This is a genomic window from Herbiconiux daphne, assembly GCF_024979295.1.
Lineage (GTDB): Bacteria > Actinomycetota > Actinomycetes > Actinomycetales > Microbacteriaceae > Herbiconiux > Herbiconiux daphnes.
Window position 1 is genome coordinate 96,251 of record NZ_JANLCJ010000005.1, and the last position, 17,096, is coordinate 113,346.

The following is a 17,096-nucleotide window of genomic DNA, read 5'->3' on the forward strand; positions in this document are numbered from 1 at the left end:
GCCTATCGATTCCTCATCCACGCCAGAGTCGCGGCCAGGCCGGCGTCGAGCGGGATCGGTTCGAGTGCGGGGAACAACCGGGCGAGCTCGGCGCCCTCGGCCTGGGAGTGCAGCACGTCGCCGTCGCGGGAGGGTGCGAAGGCGGTCTTCACGGGGTGGCCGAGTTCGGCCTCGATCAGGCCGATGAGTTCGAGCAGGCTGGTGCGCACCCCGAAGCCCAGGTCGACGGGGATGTCGGATGCCACGCGGCGGTGCACGGCGTCGGCGATGACCTCGCAGACCGAGCCCACGTAGGTGAAGTCGCGCGACTGCTCCCCGGTGCCGTGGATGATGAGGGGCTCGTCGGCGAGGGCCGCCTCGAGGAAGGCGGGAACCACGGCGGGGTAGGCCGAGGTGCTCTGCTGCGCGGGCCCGAAGACGTTGAAGAAGCGGAACGCGAGCACCGGCAGGCCGTAGGCGCGCTGCCAGGTGAGGGCGTAGGCCTCGGCGGCGAGCTTGGTGACGCCGTAGGGGCTCTCGGTGCGCGGCAGCATGTCTTCGCGCTTGGGCAGGGCGGGGTTGCTGCCGTAGACGGCCGACGACGACGCGAGCACGACGTGGGCTCCGCCCGCGCGCCGCGCCGCCTCGAGCACCTCGACGGTGCCGGTGACGTTGACCTCGTGCACGTGCCGCGGGTTGTTGATCGACTCCTGCACCGAGGCGATCGCGGCCAGATGCACCACGGCAGCCGCGCCGGCGAAGGCCCGGTCGAGTGCCGCCTCGTCGAGGATCGAGCCCTCGATGACGGCGACGTCGAGCGCCGCGAGGTGCTCGCGCGAGCCCGACGAGAAGTCGTCGAGCACCACCACGTCGGTGTCGGGCTCACGGGTGAGAACGCTGCAGAGATTGCTGCCGATGAAGCCGGCGCCGCCGGTGACGACGACCTTCATCGCACCGGTCCGTCAGCCGGAGACACGTCGGCCGTCTCGTCGGAGCCGGTTCGACACCCGCACCTCCCAGCGGTCGTTGACCGCGTGCAGGTGCTGCTCGAGGTTCGCCACGTGCTTGTCGGTGAGGGCCTGCACCTGCTCGAGGTGCAGCACCTGCGCTTCGAGTTCGGCGATGCGCCCGGTGGCGGCGTCGAGCTGCGCCTCTTTCTCGTCGAGCTGCTCGGCCTGACGGGCGGTGGTGGCACCGAGACGGCCGAGGCGCACCTCGGCGTCTCGCAGAGCGGGGGCGACGCGGTCGTGACGGGCCGCGGCCTCGGGCGAGAACGGCACATCGGCCACGACGGAGGTGAGGTGGTCGGCGAGCACGGTCTCGAGTGTGAACACGCCGTCGGCGAGCCCCTGCTCGAGCTCGGCCGCGCTCGGATGCCGCAGCAGATAATAGTCCTCGAGCGCGCCGGCCTGCAGCCGCGCGTAGTCGCGCATGCCGTGGTGGTTGGGGCTCGGCGTGAGGCCGGGGTTGCTCTCATAGGCCCGGCCCGACACGTCGACCTTGTGGCGGAACTGCTCATAGGAGCGCCAGGGCAGGTGCAGCACCTCGATCGCGAGTTCGGCGGGCGGAAAGCCGCGGCCCTCGAGGCTCACGAAGTGGTTGCCCTGGATGACGTCGATCTCGGGGTCGCCGATGTGCACGGCGTCGGCCGTGGGGTGGGCGCGCAGGCCGGCGGCGGCGAGCTGCTCGTCGGAGCGGAGGTCGCGGTAGACCAGGCGCTGCAGGCCCGAGCCCGCGACGGCGCCGGGGCCGGTGAGATTGGTGACCGGCACCAGGAACGCCTGAATGGCCGGGTCGATGCCCTCGAAGGCCTCGTGCAGGGTCAGCGACCGGTCGACGGGCAGGAAGAACTCGTCGGCGTCGGCGTTGATCACCCAGTCGGCCCCGTGCACGGTGGCGGCGTCGCGGGCCATCTGCGTGACGACCGGGCTCTGCTGCTTGAGATGCCGTGGGTCGTGGCGCAACTCGATCAGGCCGCGGGTCTCGTAGTCGCGCAGGATGTCGGTGGTGCCGTCGATCGAGCCGTTGTCGGTCACGATGATCGTATCCACACCCTGGGCGAGGTGGTGGTCGAGCATCGACGACACGATGTCGGCTTCGTCGCGCACCATCAGCGTCAGTGCGAGCTTCACGGGTCGGCCTTCCTTCCAGTCGGATCGGATCGGGTCAGGACGGGATTCGGCATTCAGAACACCCTAGCGTCGGATTCATCCTCGCCTTCGCGCCTCGTCTGCGAGCCTGCGGTTGCGGCGGCGCACCACGAGCGACCGCAGCGACAGCCCGAACGAGAGCGTGGCCCGCACGGGCCAGAGCAGTGGCCCGGAGTACTTCTTCGCGAGGAACCGCTTGGCGCTGTCGTGGTGGGCGACGAGCATGCGCTCGGACTCACCGGTGGTGGAGTGGGCGCCGGTGTGCAGGGCTTCGGCGGCGGGTTCGTAGAGGTTGCGCCATCCGTGGGACCCGAGGCGGTAGCCGAGGTCGACGTCTTCGAAATACATGAAGTAGCCGGTGTCGAACCCGCCCAGCTGCTCGAAGGCCGTGCGGCGGATGAGGAAGCACGAGCCCGAGAGCCAGCCGGCGTCGCGGCGCACGGGGTGGTCGCCGATCTCGTTGCGGTAGGAGCGGGTCCACGGGTTGCCGGGCCAGACGTTCGCGAACAGGGCGTGGCCGATGCCGTTGCGGATGGAGGGCACGGCGCGCGCGGAGGGATAGGCGCTGCCGTCGGGCTCGAGGATCTTGGGCCCGACGGCTCCCACGTCGTCGAACTCGCGCAGGGTGGCGACGAGCACGTCGATCGCGCCGGCGGCGAGCACCACGTCGGGGTTGCTGACGAGCACGAACTCGGTCGCGGGGGGCAGGGTGGCGACGACGGCGTTGATGGCGTGGCCGTAGCCGAGGTTGCCGGTCATCGGCAGGTAGGTGGCGCCGTGGGCGGCGACGATGCGCTCGATCTCGGGGCGCTGGGTGGAGCCCGGCTTGTTGTCGGCGACGTAGACGGCTGCCCGCACCTGCTGGGCGGCGGGGCCGACCGAGGCGAGGAAGGGCTCGAGCACCACGGCGGAGTCGAAGTTGACGGTGACGACGGCGACCTCGGGGGCGACCGGGGCGGCCTCGGGTGCCGCTGCGGGCTGCGCGGCGGGGTCAGGGGTGTGGTCGGCGGCAGCGGGGCGGGCGGGGCCGGCGGCGGTCATGCGGCGGCTCCGGCGCGCTCGTAGGCGTCGAGGTGCACGCGGGCGCAGGCGAGCCAGGTGAACTCGGTCGAGCGTGCGGCCGCCTGACTGGCGAGGCCGGCGCGGCGCTCGGGCTCGGCGAGCAGCGTCTCGAGGGCCGCGGCGATCGACTCGCTGTCGGGCTCGGTGTAGGCCACGGCGTCGCCCCCCACCTCGGGGATCGACAGGCGCCGCGTCGTCAGCACCGCGGCGCCACAGGCCATCGCCTCGAGCACGGGGAGCCCGAAGCCCTCGCCGAGACTCGGGTAGGCCACGACGCTCGCGCCTCCGAGGAACGCGGGCAGGTCGTCGAGGGGGAGGTAGCCGGCCTCGACCACGAGGTCGGTGGGGGTCAGCGCGTCGAGGCGGGTGGCGGCATCCTCGTCCCACCCGCGGGAGCCCGAGAGCACGAGGGTGGGGGTGCCGCTGCCGAGCCGCTCGCGCAGCAGGGCGTGGGCGCGCAACAACGCGGGAACGTTCTTGCGGGGTTCGATGGTGCCGAGGAACGCGATCCAGCCCGTGGGGGAGTCGAGGGCGTGCTCGCGCGCGAACCGTTCGACCTCGGCAGACGCCGGCACGTGGAACACCGCCGGGTCGACGCCGAGGTAGGCGACGAGCATCGCGGCCCGCACGTCGCGGATGCTCGCCCGCACGGCGTCGGCGGTCGCGCGACTCGGGGTGATGAGCACGGCGGCGCGGCCGGCGGCGCGCCTGGTCCACCAGGTGAAGAAGGTGCGCTTGAGGCGCGAGTGCACCTCGGGGTCGGTGAAGAAGGTTGCGTCGTGCAGTGTCACGACGTTCGCCGCGCGCGACACGAGCGGCAGCGTGTAGTGAGGGGAGTGGATGACGGTGGCGCCGAGCGTGCGCGCCAGCCGGGGGAGGCCGAGCTGCTCCCAGGCGAAGCGCACCGGGCGGGCCCTGATGGCCGCCGGAGCCGGGTGGTACCGGTGTCCGGGAGCCGCGTCCCGCAGCCGCGCGATGTCGGCCGGCTTCGCCACGACGTGCACGCTCACGCCGAGCTCGTCGAGCCCGGCCAGCACGCCCTGGATGTAACGGGCGACGCCTCCCCAGTTCGGCGGCAACGACGTCGCGTCGAACAGAACGGATGTGTGGGGGCTCACCGATAGTCCTTGCTTGGGCCGAAATCGAGCAACCACCAGCATACCCGCGCCCACCTGAGCAACCTTCGAGCGCGCCGCCCGTCGGCGGAGTGCGCCAAAAAGCTGCAATTCACGACGAGCGAGGCCGTATAGGGCTCCACTCCTCGTGATTTGCAGCTTTTTCGACGGCAACCCGACGTCAGTCGCGCACGAGGAAGGCGGCCACCGCCGCGCGTGGCACGACCGCAGCGCGGTCGAGGCGCCGGCGCTCGCCGAGCGCGGCCGGCAGGCGCCCGAGCGCCGCCGACAGCGACCGCACGCGCCGCTGCGCGTCGGCGAGCGTGTCGCCGGCGTCAGGGGCGTCGCCCGCGCGAGCGGAGGCCACGAATGCGGTCGCCAGGGTTCGCGCCGTGCCCACGATGGTGCGGGCGAGGGCCGTGAGCAGCACCGCGGCTGGGGCGTTCTTCGCGGCCACGAGAACGCGGTTGCGCTCGTTGTAGAAGCGGAACGTGTGCGACCCGGTGCCCGTCGACGCCGCGTGAGCGTGCCGCACCGAGGCCGACGGCTCGTACCGGATGCCCCAGCCCGCCCGCCGCAGCCGCCACGACAGGTCGGTGTCTTCGTAATACATGAACAGGCTCTCGTCGAACAACCCGACCTGCGCGAGCGCGCTCGCCCGCAACGCCGCCGCGCCCCCCGAGAACCCCATCACCTCGCCGGCCGGCCGGCGATCACGGTCGACGGGCACCAGCCAGTCGCGGTCGCGCCCGTTGCCCGACCGGGTCACCTCGTTGCCGGTGCTGTTCACCAGCTCCTGACCCTCGGCATCGACGACCCATCGCGCCCCGTCAGCCGCCACGAGTGCCGCACCGGCATCCCGCGGGCCGGCCCCGGAACCGGACTCGGCCCCGACCGGGATCGCCGCCTCACGATACCGCTCCCGCAGCACGATCCGCCCCGTCACGGCGCCCACCGACGGCTCCGCCCGCAGCGCCCCCACCAGCACCGCCACGAAGCCCGCCGACGCCACGGCGTCGTTGTTGAGCAGCACGTACACCTCCGCCGCCACCGCCCGGATGCCGGCGTTCACGCCGGCTCCGAACCCGCCGTTCGTGGCCACCGCCACCAGGGCGTGCTGCGGATGCCGCGCCGCGAGCACCTCGGCCGACCCGTCGCCCGACCCGTTGTCGACGATCACCACCGACAGGTCGACGTCGCCGAGCCCGGTCTGCGCCTCGAGCGAGGCGACGGCCGCCGACGTCAGATCGGGCTGCCGCCAGTTGACGACGATCGCGGCGACCGCGATCCGGCCCGACGACGCCGCGGCGGGCATCTCAGGCTCCGAACGACCGGATCTCCGGCACGGCGTGCACGAGGCCGACGGCGAGATCGTAATAGGGAACGTCGAACGAGACCGCCTGCGGCACGTCGTGCAGGTGCACCTTCTCGCTGTTCATCAGGGTGGAATTGATGAAGTACTTGCCGGTGCCGAACTGCACGTCGCGCAGCACGAACTCCACGGTGCGGGGCTCCCGCAGCGTGCCCAGCTCGAGGCCGGTGCGGAGCGACGCGGTGCCGTAGACCGGCACCCCCTGCACGTTGTCGATCTGGATGGCGGCGATCCAGTCGTCGATGCCGGTCGGGTGCTCGTAGGTCACCCGCACGATCAGGTCGTCGCCCGGCTGCACGGGGTCGCCCTCGGCTCGGCCGGCGGCGTGCACCGTGGTGGCGAGGATGCGCCCGTTGTTCACGGGCACCTTCTCTTCGTGGGTGGCGTTGTGCTCTTCGGCCTCGTCTTGACGGCGCTCCTCGAGCACCTCGCGGAAGTCTTTGACGGCCTCGTGCGGCACGCCGTCGAACAGCACCTCGCCGCGGTTGAGCAGCACGGCCCGGTCGCAGAACTCGGTGATCTGCCCGAGCGAGTGGGTGACCAGCACGATGGTGCGGCCCTCACGCTGGAACGAACGGATCTTGTCGAGGCACTTGCGCTGGAAGGCCTCGTCGCCCACGGCCAGCACCTCGTCGACGAGCAGCAGGTCGGGGTCGACGTGCACGGCGACCGCGAAGGCGAGTCGCACGTACATGCCCGAGGAGTAGAACTTCACCTGGGTGTCGATGAAGTCCTTGATGCCCGAGAACTCCACGATGTCGTCGAAGTAGAGGTCGGTCTGCTTGCGCGACAGCCCGAGGATCGAGGCGTTGAGGTAGACGTTCTCGCGCCCGGTGAGGTCTTGGTGGAACCCTGCTCCGAGCTCGAGCAGCGCGGCGAGACGCCCGCGCCGCCGCACCGTGCCCGAGGTGGGCTGGATGATTCCGCCGATGGTCTTCAGCAGCGTGCTCTTGCCCGAGCCGTTCTGCCCGATCAGGCCGATGGTGGTGCCGGACTCGATCTCGAGCGAGATGTTCTTCAGCGCCCAGAAGTCCTCTTTGAACTGCTTCGACCGCCCGGCGTTGACCAGGCGCTCCTTGAGGCTCTTCTCCTTGCGGATGATGAAGCGCTTCGAGACGTCGTTGATCTCGACGACGGGGACATGACTAGCCACGGATCACAGCTCCTGTGCGAAGTCGCCCTGCAGGCGGCTGAAGACTCGTTGCGCCCCGAAAAGGGCGAGAAGGCCGACGGCGCCCGCGATGAGCATGCGCAGCGCGAGGTGCGGCAGCGGAACACCGTTCGAGGCCTCCGACCAGAAGGCCTCCTGGAAGCCCAGCACCGCGAGGGTGATGGGGCTGTTCACGTAGATCTCGAGCAGCCACTGCGGCAGGATCGCCGCGGCCTGCTGCCACGAGTAGAGAATCGGCGAGGCCCACATGAGCAGCAGCAGCACCACCTCGACGAGGTACTGGATGTCGCGCAGATAGACATTGAGGGCGGCGAGCAGCAGCCCGATCGCGGTTCCCCAGAGCAGGATGAGCACGAGTGCCCCGAGCCCGAACAGCAGTTGCGGGCCGAAACTCAGCGTGCCCACCACGACCGACGCGATGATGAGGATGACGAACTGCACGGCGAAGTTGAACAGCGCCGATCCGACCGCGGCGAGCGGGAAGATCTCGCGCGGCAGGTAGACCTTCTTCACCAGCCCCGAGTTCGCGATGATCGACCCCGTGCCGGCGCCGACGATCTCGCTGAACAGCGTGTAGACCGTGAGCCCGGCGAAGATGTAGATGGCGAAGTTCTCGATGCCCCGGGCGGCGCCCAGGAACTGGCCGATCACCAGGTAGTAGATGAACAGCTGCGTCAGCGGCTTGGCGAGGCTCCACAAGAACCCGCCGGCGCTGTCTTTGTAGCGCGACTTGAGCTCCCGGCCGGTGAGCAGCCGCAGCAGTCGCCGCTGCTCCCAGATCTCGCGGATCGAGGCGATGGTTCCCGACACGCCCGAACTCGGCCCGCCGGCATACTGCCACGGTTCGGCGAGCAGCCGGGCCGAGCGCTCGGTGGGGGACTCCAGTGAGCCAGCCATAATCACGGCCTCCAAGCCACATGGTCAGGCAGGGGTGATCTGCCGGGTAGAAGAATACATGACCGTTCCGCGGGGAACGCTCAGGCTCAGCCCTTGGCCGCGCGGGCGTGCTGCAGCCGCGAGCGCACCTTGCCGCCGAGCGAGGCGAGCCCGCCGTTGGTGAGGTAGTGCCGGGCGAGCGCGAGATCGCGACGGATGCCGTGCCGCCTGGTGGAGATGGCCTGGAACTTCTCTTCGGCCGTCACCGGCCGCGCGCGTCGGGTCCCTGACACGTCGAGCGGGGCCGACAGCGAACCGAGCACCCGGTCGGCCGCGGGGTGCGGGTCGCGGCAGAACTCCACCAGGGGGCGGAGCGTCTCGTCCCAGGTGAAGCGCTCGCGCACCCGGCCCACCGCCTCGACGGCAGCCTCGCGCTCGGCGGGCGCGTAGAGCATGCGCTCGAGGGCGTCGGCCAGCGCGTCGACGTCGCGCTCGGGCACCGAGACGCCGAGCCCTTCTTTCTCGACCAGGTCGCCGAAGCTGTCGCCGCGGGTCGTCACGATCGGCAGGCCCGCCCAGAGGTAGTCGAGGATGCGGGTGCGGAACGAGAACGTCGTCTCGATGTGGTCGAAATGGGTGCTCACGCCGACATCCGCTTCCAGCAGGTAGTTCTGGCGGTCGTCGAGGTCGACCCAGGAGTCGTTGAAGAACACGTTCGTGCCGGTGAGGCCGAGGTCGGCCGCGAGCTGGCGCGTCTTCTGCACCACCGCCATCTCGGGCACGTCGGGGTTCGGATGCGCCACGCCCATGAAGAACAGGCGCACGTCGGGGCGCCGTGACGCCAGCTGCCCGACCGCCCGCACGAGGGTGAAGGTGTCGAACCAGTTGTAGATGCCGCCGCCCCAGATGACGACCTTGTCGCTCTTGCCGATGCCCGGCACCACGCCGCGGATGGCGTCGCGGGTGTGTCTCGGGGGTGTCGCGTCGAGCCCGAACGGCGCGATCGCGATGAGCTCTTCGAGCGAGTCGTCGGCCGCGTAGTTCGCGGGGTTGATGCGCCCGAGCGCGGCGAGCTGCCCCAGCCAGAACAGGCGCTGGCGTTCCGAGGCGCAGAGGAAGAAGTCGGCGCGCGAGAGCTGCTGGTTGAGCACCTCGGTGGCCGAGCGCACGATGTTCGTCCAGCGCTCGGTGCCGAACTCGCGGCCCTGCTCGAGCTGTTCGAGGTGCATCGGGTCGTAGATGTCGGCCACGATGATCTTCTCGGAGCGCTGCAGGGTCGTGAAGTGGTGCAGGGCGTAGCCCTGGAAGAAGATGATGTCGGCCCACTGCTCGTGCACCTTCATCTGGCGCTCGTTCTGCAGCTGCACGTGCTCGACCTCGAACGCGTCGGAGTGCCGGGCCGCGGCGTTCCACGTCACGAGCCGCACGTCGTGCTCGGCCGACAGCGCCTCGCTGATCTTCCAGGCGCGAAGGCCCGGGCCCGCCATCTTCTCGCCGAGCGAGTCGCCCGTGATCACGAGCACGTGCCGCCGGTCGGCCGACGACTCGATGTCGAACGCGTCGACGACGGCCCGGAAGCCCGAGAGATACGACGAGCCGCCGAGCAGCGGGTGGATCATGTTGCCGAACAGGCGGAACAGGTCGGCATCCGTGCGCCGCCGCCGCCGCTGGATGTCGTCGCGCGACACGCTCAGCGACTCGAGCTCCTCGACGAACTGGTCGAGGGCGAACAGCCCGGCGAGCGACTCCTTCGCCACCGGCGTGGTCTCGTCGAACTCGCCCTCCGCGGTGCGATCGAACCGGCGGATGTCGAACAGCTGCGAGTCGAGATCGCTCTTCGACACCGCGCGGCGGGCGAGCAGCGCCATCGCCCCGGGCAGGAACCGCGCGAGGTTCTCGTCGGACAGGTTCTTGTAGAGGGTGGCTAGGGCATTGCGCTCGAGCAGGTAGCTCTCGCGGTAGGGCCCGAAGCTGCGCATCGAGGCGTGGTGGCGGTGGAAGACCACGGATGCCGGCGCGAATCGCACCCGGTAGCCGAGCAGGTTGAGGCGCCACCCCAGGTCGACGTCTTCGTAGAACATGAAGAACCGCTCGTCGAACCCGCCGACCTCAGCGAAGGTCGAGGCCCGCACGAACAGGGCCGAGCCCGTGCCGTAGAGGATGTCGCGGGGCGTCTGGAACCGCTCGTCGTCGGGCTCGTTCTCGTGGTCTTTGTAGCCCATGCCGAACCAGGTGAGCGAGCCGTTGACGAAGTCGACGACCTTGCCGTCCCAATCCAGCACCTTGCTGCCGACGGCGGCGACGGCGGGGCTGGTCTCGAACTGCTCGACGGCCCCGCGGATCCACGAGGCATGCGGCTTGGCGTCGCTGTTGAGAAAAGCGATGAACTCGCCCCGCGCGACCGACGCACCGAGGTTCGACCCGCCGGCGAAGCCGAGGTTCTCGGCCGATTCGACCACCCGCACGCGGTCGTCGGCCGCGAAGGCGGCGGAGAGGCGTGCGAGGCTGTCGTCGCCCGATCCGTTCTCGACCACGACCACGTCGAGGCGGTCGGCCGGCCAGTCGACCTCGCCGAGAGCGGTGACGCACTCGATCGTGTCGTCGGCTCCGCGGTAGTTGACCACCACCACCGAGACGACGCCGGGCTGGACGGTCGGAACGGGATTCTTCACCCGATCAGCCTATCGTCGGAGGGTCATCGGGCATCCGGAGGCATCGTCCTTAGGATCGTGTCATGGCTCGTTCGACTCTTCTCCGTGTGACCCTGGGCAGCGCCGTGGCGGTGCTCGCGACCGTCGGCATGACGGGCTGCATCGGCGGGCCGGGCACGCCGACCGCCAGCCCCACGGCGTCGACCTCGACCCCCACCGCCACCCCGACGCCGACCCCCACTGCCACGCCCACCACACCCCCGTCGACCCCCACCGCCCCGCCGTCGACCCCCACGACGCCGCCGGTCGAGTCGGTCTCGGTGCAGATCCTCAACGCGGCCTTCGACCCGTCGACGTCGACCGTCTCCGTGGCCGGTCAGGTCGTCGGCCTCGTCAGCGACAGCGGAACCTGCACGGCCACGGCCAGCCAAGACGGCCAGTCCGTCACGGCCCAGTCGGCCGGCATGGCGAACACGGCCGAGACCTACTGCTCCGACCTCACGCTCGCCCTTCCGGCCGGCAGCACGGGCACCTGGACCATCGATCTCGCCTTCGCCGACGCGACGCACTCCGGATCGGTGTCGGGCACCGTCGAGGTCGGCTGACCCGGGCTCCCATACGGCGTCCTGCCAGGCGGGATGATTCGAACCTGGATACTATGGGCAGCGTTTCCCCTGTCCGAAAGTAGCGGTAGCGATGAGCTCACGACTCTCACCAACAGGCGACGGCGCCTCAGTTTCGTCTGCGGCATCCGGCGACCCCGGTCTTCCGGCCGACGTCGCCAACGAATTGCGCGAACTGCGCCTCGAAGTGGTCGCCCTGCGCTCGCAGCTGGCGAGCCGCGCGGCCGAGACCCAGGAGTACCGCAAGATGCTCGTGGCCAGCCGCAACCAGTGCGAGCGCTACAGCAGCCAGCTGAAGGCCCTGCGGGCATCGACCAGTTGGAGCATCACCCGGCCGCTCCGGATGCGCCGGCGCAAGGCCCTCAACAACGGCTGGACGTGAGCGGGGTGGCTCCGAACGTCTTGGAGCTCGTGCTCCCCAGTGCCACCATCGAAAGCGAACGCACCACGCTGCCCCGCACCGACCGTGTGGCCGTGGTGGCCAGCTGGGGTGTCGACTCCCGGGTGTCGCTGTCGTTGTCGTGGATGGTCGCCCGGCTCGAAGAGGCCGGTTACGCGGTCGTCGTGGTGCGGGCCTCCGACGACACCGCTCCGCTCGACTGGTCGCGGGGGCCGGCGAACGACGCGATCGTCATCCGCAAGCCCAATATCGGCTACGACTTCGGGTCGTGGGCGACCGGTCTCGAGATGTTCCCCGAGATCAGGCGCCTGCCCTACGTCATCATCACGAACGACTCGCTGGTCGGGCCGTTCACGAGTCTCGAGCCCATGGTCGCCGATTTCGAGGGCTCCTACTTCGACGTCTGGGGCGGCACCTGGACGAGTCAGTACATGCAGCACCTGCAGAGCTTCCTGCTCGGCTTCCGCAACGGGGTGCTCGACGACCCGGCGCTGAAGTACTTCTGGCAGAACCTGCCCGACGAGACCAACAAGTTCGACATCATCAACAAGTACGAGCTCGGGCTCAGCCGTCTGCTCTACGGCGAGGGCTTCGTGTCGGGCGCGTGGTTCGACTACGAGCTCGTCGTGCAGTACACGCAGAACCCCACCATCATCGGCTGGCGCGGGCTGCTCGAGCGAGGGTTCCCGTTCGTCAAACGCGAGCTGGTGACGAACCCCAGTATCGTTGCCGATGGTCTCCAGGTGCCCGCCGTGGTGCAGGAGAGATACGGCGTGAACCCGGCGGACTGGCTCTGATGCCCTCCGCCCGGTCAGTGAGAGGACTATGAGAAGAATCACCATCGGCGGCGTCAAGCGTCGCACCGGCCGCGTGCTGAAACGAGCCGGCGAGAAGCTCGCCGAGATGCCCGTCGCGCCGGTGGGCGACGACTTCCCGGCCGGATTCACGGCGTGGTCGGAGAACCGCACCAACCGGCTGAAGGCGCTCTATCCGGGCGCCTGGAAGAAGCAATTCGTCAGCGAGGCGCCGACCTCCCGCGTCGCGGTCGTGGTGCACGTCTTCTACGTCGACCTGGTCGCCCAGATCATCGAGTCGCTCGCCGCGCTGCCAGTGCAGTTCGACCTCATCGTGACCAACGCCTCGGGGGCACCGCTCGACCTCGACACGAGCGCGCTCGCCAACGTCGACCGCGTGCAGGTGTTCGACATCGAGAACCACGGCCGCGACATCCTGCCGCTCGTGTCGGTGGTGAACGCGGGCCTGCTCGACCCCTACGAGCTCGTGTTCAAGGTGCACACCAAGAAGAGCGCGTGGCGCGAGGCGCACACCGAGCTCGGCGGTTCGGGCGACCAGTGGCGCGAGAGCTTCTTCAGCGAGCTGCTCGGGTCGGTGCAGAACGTCGAGCGGGTGCTCGACGAGTTCGCCTCCGACCCGGCGCTCGGCATCCTGACCTCGTCGGGCAATGTGCTGGGCCCGGAGTTCTGGGGCGGCGACCAAGCCATCGTCGGATCGCTGTTGCGGCGCATCCAGCTCGACCTCGATGTCGACGGCCTGCGGTTCGCCGCGGGCTCGATCTACTGGGTGCGGGGCTTCCTGCTGCAGGGACTGCGCGCCTTCGAGCTGTCGGCCGACGACTTCGACGAGGAGGCCGGTCAGGTCGACGCCACCACGGCGCACGCGATCGAGCGCATCCTCGGCATCGTGGCGGGTGAGGCCGGCTACGACGTGCGCGACGTCACGAGCCTCACGGCCGAGCGCGACGGCCGGGCCTTCGAGCGCTATCGCCCCGAGCATCCGGAGTCGCCGCGGGCCCGAGTGATCCCTTTCTATCTGCCGCAGTTCCACACCTTCCCCGAGAACGACGAGTGGTGGGAGAAGGGGTTCACCGAGTGGTCGAACGTGGCCGCGGGCACCCCGCTCTACCCGGGGCACATCCAGCCCCTGCTGCCGAGCGAGCTCGGCTTCTACGACCTCCGCACGCCGGGCGTGCGTGACGCGCAGTACGACCTGGCGACCTCGATGGGCATCGAGGGCTTCATGTACTACTACTACTGGTTCGCGGGCAAGAAACTGATGGACCTGCCGATCGAGCAGCTCGCGGCATCCGGCGAAGACCAGAAGTTCTGCATCATGTGGGCCAACGAGAACTGGACCAGGCGCTGGGACGGCAGCGAGAAGAACATCCTCATCGCCCAGGACTACGACCGCGTCTCGGCGAAGCAGTTCATCCACGACGTGCTGCACCTCGTCACCGACCCGCGCTACATCCGCATCGACGACAAGCCGGTGATCGCGGTCTACCGCATCACCCAGATCCCCGACCACGTCGAGGTGGTCGCCTACTGGCGGCAGGTCGCGCTCGACGCCGGTCTGCCGGGCCTCACCCTGGTGACCGTGGATGTCGGCACCTCGATGCAGGGGGTCGAGGGCGAGCTCGCGGCGCACGGCCTCGACGCCTACCTCGAGTTCGCCCCGCACAACATGTTCTGGGCGTCGCTGCCGCGCGACAACCGCGGCCTCGACGAGCGGTTCCAGGGCAACCTGCTGAGCTACAACGCCATGGCCGAGCACGCCGAGGCGCGACTCAACTCCACGCCGCCCGAGCACCGCTACCCCGGGGTGATGGTGAACTTCGACAACACCGCCCGCCGCCAGTGGCAGCCCGACATGTGGTACGGATCGAACCCCTACACGTTCCGCCGCTGGCTCAACACCACCGTGTCGTCGGTGGCCGACCGCGACCGCGACGAGCGGGTGGTGTTCGTGAACGCCTGGAACGAGTGGGCCGAGGGTGCGGTGCTCGAACCGTCGCAGCGCTACGGTCGCACCTACCTGCTCGCGGTGAGGGACGTGCTCTACCGCTGACCCGTCGGCGCACGCCCGCGGGCCCCGGCCAACAACCCGTGGGCCCGGCCCATCGGCACGGACACGCCGCAGTTCAGCGAGTCCCCGGCTGACGCCCACCTTCTCCTTACTATGGACGGGTGAGGGGAACGACGATGACGCGCAGCCAATTCCGACGAGGTGCTCTCGCCGCCATGCTGAGCGCCGTGCTCGCCGTGAGCGGCCTGACGGCCATCGCCGCGCCGGCGGCGGCCGCGACCACGACGACCCCCGCGAGCGCGACGACCACGAGCGCGACGGCCGCGGCGGCCTCGGCCCCCGCCGCCTCGGCTCCCGCCGCCACCGCGAGCGACTTCGACCCCGGCAACATCATCAGCGACGCCAACTTCTTCAACGGCAACGCCATGTCGGCCGGCGCCGTGCAGAACTTCCTCAACGCGCAGGTCTCCAGCTGCCGCGCCGGCTACACCTGTCTCAAGGACTACAAGCAGTCCACCTGGACGAGACCGGCCGACGCCATGTGCAACACCTACACGGGCGCCGGCAACGAGTCGGCGGCGACCATCATCGCCAAGGTGGGCCAGGCCTGCAACGTCAGCCAGTCGGTGCTCATCGTGCTGCTGCAGAAGGAGCAGTCGCTCGTCACCGACTCCTGGCCGAGCCAGAGCCAGTACACCTCGGCCACCGGTTTCGCCTGCCCCGACACCGCGCCGTGCGACGCCGAGTACTCCGGCTTCTACAACCAGGTCTACAAGGCGGCTTGGCAGTACAAGCGCTACTCGAACCCACCCGGCACCTCGGCGTTCTTCAACTGGTTCCCGGTCGGCAAGTACTCCAACGTGCGCTACCACCCGAACGCCGCGTGCGGTTCGTCGCCCGTGCTCATCCAGAACCAGGCCACGGCCGGTCTCTACTACTACACGCCCTACCAGCCCAACGCGGTGGCGATGTCGAACGTCTACGGCGGGCAGACCGACGGATGCTCCTCCTACGGCAACCGCAATTTCTGGCGGCTCTACACCGACTGGTTCGGTGACCCCCGCGGCTCGAACAACCCGCACGGCGCCTTCGACACCGCGGCCCCGGTGGCCGGCGGCGTTCTGGTCACCGGCTGGGCGGTCGACCCCGCGAGCGACGCGCCCGTCAACGTGACCGTCTCGGTCGACGGCGTGGCCTCGACCCTCACCGCGAACGTGCGCCTCGACTGGATCCCCGTTCTCTACCCGAGCCTCAGCCCCAACCACGGGTTCAGCGGCATCGTGGGAGCGTCTCCCGGCAACCACACCGTGTGCGTCGCCAAGGCGAACGGCGCCGACCTCGGCTGCAAGTCGGTCACGGTGGCCTCGACGACGGCCGCGGGCTACCTCGACACGGCCGACGGCGTCGTCGGCGGCGTGCACATCGCCGGCTGGTCGCTCAACAAGGCCAGTGCCGCGCAGACCTACATCTGGGTCGACATCGACGGCGTCGGTCAGCCGTTCAAGGTCGACAAGCAGCTCAGCTGGACCCCGGCGCTCTACCCGAACATCGGCAACACCCACGGTTACGACCGCGTCGTGCCGGCGGCGCCCGGCAAGCACCAGGTGTGCGTCTACGGCTTCGCGTCGGTGCTGCTCGGCTGCAAGACGGCCTACGTGCCCTCGAACGAGGCCGGCACCGTCGAATCGGCCACCGGCGTGCTCGGCGCCATCACGGTGAGCGGCTGGAGCCTCGACAAGCGCACCACCGCATCCACCTATGTCTGGGTCGACGTCGACGGCACCGGCAAGGCCGTCTACGCCGCCGACAACTCCGAGACCGCGGGGGCCGCCTGGCCCTCCACCGGCAAGCGCCACGGCTTCACCACCAGCATCGCCGCGAAGCCCGGCAACCACCAGGTCTGCGTGTTCGGCACCCTCGAGAACACCTCCTACGGCTGCCGCACCGTCACCGTGCCGCACAACGAGGTCGGCTCGTTCGACTCCGCCACCGGCGTCATGGGCGGCATCAACGTGAGCGGCTGGTCGCTCGACCAGACCAAGTCCGACTCCACCTACGTCTGGGTCACCATCGACGGCGGCGGGGGCGGCGCGATCTGGGCCGGCGGCAAGCTGAACTGGATCGAGGGGCTCTACCCGGGCAAGGGCCCGCGCCACGGCTTCAGCGGCTTCTTCAGCGCCTCGGCCGGCGTGCACAACGTCTGCGTGGTCGGCACGTCAGAGAACGTCTCCTATGGCTGCAAGCAGGTGACGGTGCCCTCGAGCGGTGCCGCCTCGTGGGACACGCTGACCGCCACCGAGCAGCAGATCAACCTCACCGGCTGGGCGGTCGACCGCATCTCGACCGACATCAAATACGTCTGGGTGACCGTCGACGGCGTCGGCGGGCCCTACATGGCCGGCGAAGCCCTCAACTGGATCGACGGCTACTTCCCGGGCGTCGGCCCGAGGCACGGCTTCAACATCACCATCAAGGCCGGCGCCGGGCCGCACACCGTCTGCGTGGTGGCCACCTATGACAACCAAGACCTCGGATGCCGCACGGTGGAGGTGCCCTCGACGGGTGCCACGAGCATCGACTCCGTGACGGGTGTCAAGGGCGGCGTGCGCATCACCGGCTGGTCGGTCGACCGCAACTCCACCGCCACCACCTACATCTGGGTCAACATCGACGGCGTCGGCACGGCGATCGCCGCGGCGAGCAAACTCGACTGGATCAACGCCTACTTCCCCGGCGTCGGGCCGAACCACGGCATCGACAGCACCCTGCCGGCCAGCTCGGGCAGCCACCAGGTGTGCATCACCGCCACCTTCGACAACCGCAACATGGGCTGCAGCACCGTCACCGTTCCGTGACGGGTGCCGGCCGCCGCGC

13 protein-coding genes are annotated in these 17,096 nt (G+C 69.7%); 5 read left to right on the forward strand and 8 right to left on the reverse strand.

The features are described 5' to 3' along the window. Nucleotides 1-2 precede the first annotated feature (2 nt). The 8 genes from N1032_RS14150 to N1032_RS14185 form a co-directional block, all read right to left on the reverse strand. Entirely contained in the window at nucleotides 3-929 is a 927-nt protein-coding gene (locus tag N1032_RS14150; protein WP_259539789.1) for an NAD-dependent epimerase/dehydratase family protein, read from the reverse strand. Between the two features lie 12 nt (nucleotides 930-941). Further along, the gene (locus N1032_RS14155; RefSeq protein WP_259539790.1) at nucleotides 942-2,111 is read right to left on the reverse strand and encodes a glycosyltransferase family 2 protein; all 1,170 of its coding nucleotides are present in this window, start codon (nucleotides 2,109-2,111) and stop codon (nucleotides 942-944) included. Between the two features lie 75 nt (nucleotides 2,112-2,186). Continuing rightward, nucleotides 2,187-3,170 (reverse strand): glycosyltransferase family 2 protein, encoded by a 984-nt coding sequence (locus N1032_RS14160; protein ID WP_259539791.1) that lies wholly within the window; start codon nucleotides 3,168-3,170, stop codon nucleotides 2,187-2,189. Then, nucleotides 3,167-4,309, reverse strand: coding sequence for a glycosyltransferase family 4 protein (locus N1032_RS14165; protein WP_259539792.1), 1,143 nt, complete (start codon nucleotides 4,307-4,309; stop codon nucleotides 3,167-3,169). Before N1032_RS14165 ends, N1032_RS14160 begins: the two co-directional genes overlap by 4 nt. Before the next feature lie 178 nt (nucleotides 4,310-4,487). Next, entirely contained in the window at nucleotides 4,488-5,621 is a 1,134-nt protein-coding gene (locus tag N1032_RS14170; protein WP_259539793.1) for a glycosyltransferase family 2 protein, read from the reverse strand. A gap of 1 nt (nucleotide 5,622) precedes the next feature. Next, nucleotides 5,623-6,831, reverse strand: coding sequence for an ABC transporter ATP-binding protein (locus tag N1032_RS14175; RefSeq protein ID WP_259539794.1), 1,209 nt, complete (start codon nucleotides 6,829-6,831; stop codon nucleotides 5,623-5,625). 3 nt (nucleotides 6,832-6,834) lie between these two features. Beyond that, nucleotides 6,835-7,746 (reverse strand): ABC transporter permease, encoded by a 912-nt coding sequence (locus tag N1032_RS14180; RefSeq protein WP_259539795.1) that lies wholly within the window; start codon nucleotides 7,744-7,746, stop codon nucleotides 6,835-6,837. A gap of 86 nt (nucleotides 7,747-7,832) precedes the next feature. Next, a complete protein-coding gene (locus tag N1032_RS14185) occupies nucleotides 7,833-10,397 on the reverse strand; it encodes a glycosyltransferase (RefSeq protein WP_259539796.1) in 2,565 nt (854 codons plus the stop codon). 62 nt (nucleotides 10,398-10,459) lie between these two features. Between N1032_RS14185 and N1032_RS14190 the strand changes: the two genes are divergently transcribed. From N1032_RS14190 to N1032_RS14210, 5 genes are all read left to right on the forward strand, one after another. Continuing rightward, nucleotides 10,460-10,981, forward strand: coding sequence for a hypothetical protein (locus N1032_RS14190; RefSeq protein WP_259539797.1), 522 nt, complete (start codon nucleotides 10,460-10,462; stop codon nucleotides 10,979-10,981). Nucleotides 10,982-11,072: 91 nt separating this feature from the next. Continuing rightward, complete coding sequence (locus tag N1032_RS14195; RefSeq protein ID WP_259539799.1) at nucleotides 11,073-11,381, forward strand: hypothetical protein; 309 nt, start codon at nucleotides 11,073-11,075, stop codon at nucleotides 11,379-11,381. Between the two features lie 5 nt (nucleotides 11,382-11,386). Next, nucleotides 11,387-12,196 (forward strand): rhamnan synthesis F family protein, encoded by an 810-nt coding sequence (locus tag N1032_RS14200; RefSeq protein WP_259539800.1) that lies wholly within the window; start codon nucleotides 11,387-11,389, stop codon nucleotides 12,194-12,196. A 28-nt stretch (nucleotides 12,197-12,224) separates the two neighbouring features. After that, a complete protein-coding gene (locus N1032_RS14205; RefSeq protein WP_259539801.1) occupies nucleotides 12,225-14,264 on the forward strand; it encodes a glycoside hydrolase family 99-like domain-containing protein in 2,040 nt (679 codons plus the stop codon). Between the two features lie 134 nt (nucleotides 14,265-14,398). Further along, nucleotides 14,399-17,077, forward strand: a complete 2,679-nt coding sequence (locus N1032_RS14210) for a hypothetical protein (RefSeq protein WP_259539802.1) — start codon at nucleotides 14,399-14,401, stop codon at nucleotides 17,075-17,077. Nucleotides 17,078-17,096: the final 19 nt, after the last annotated feature.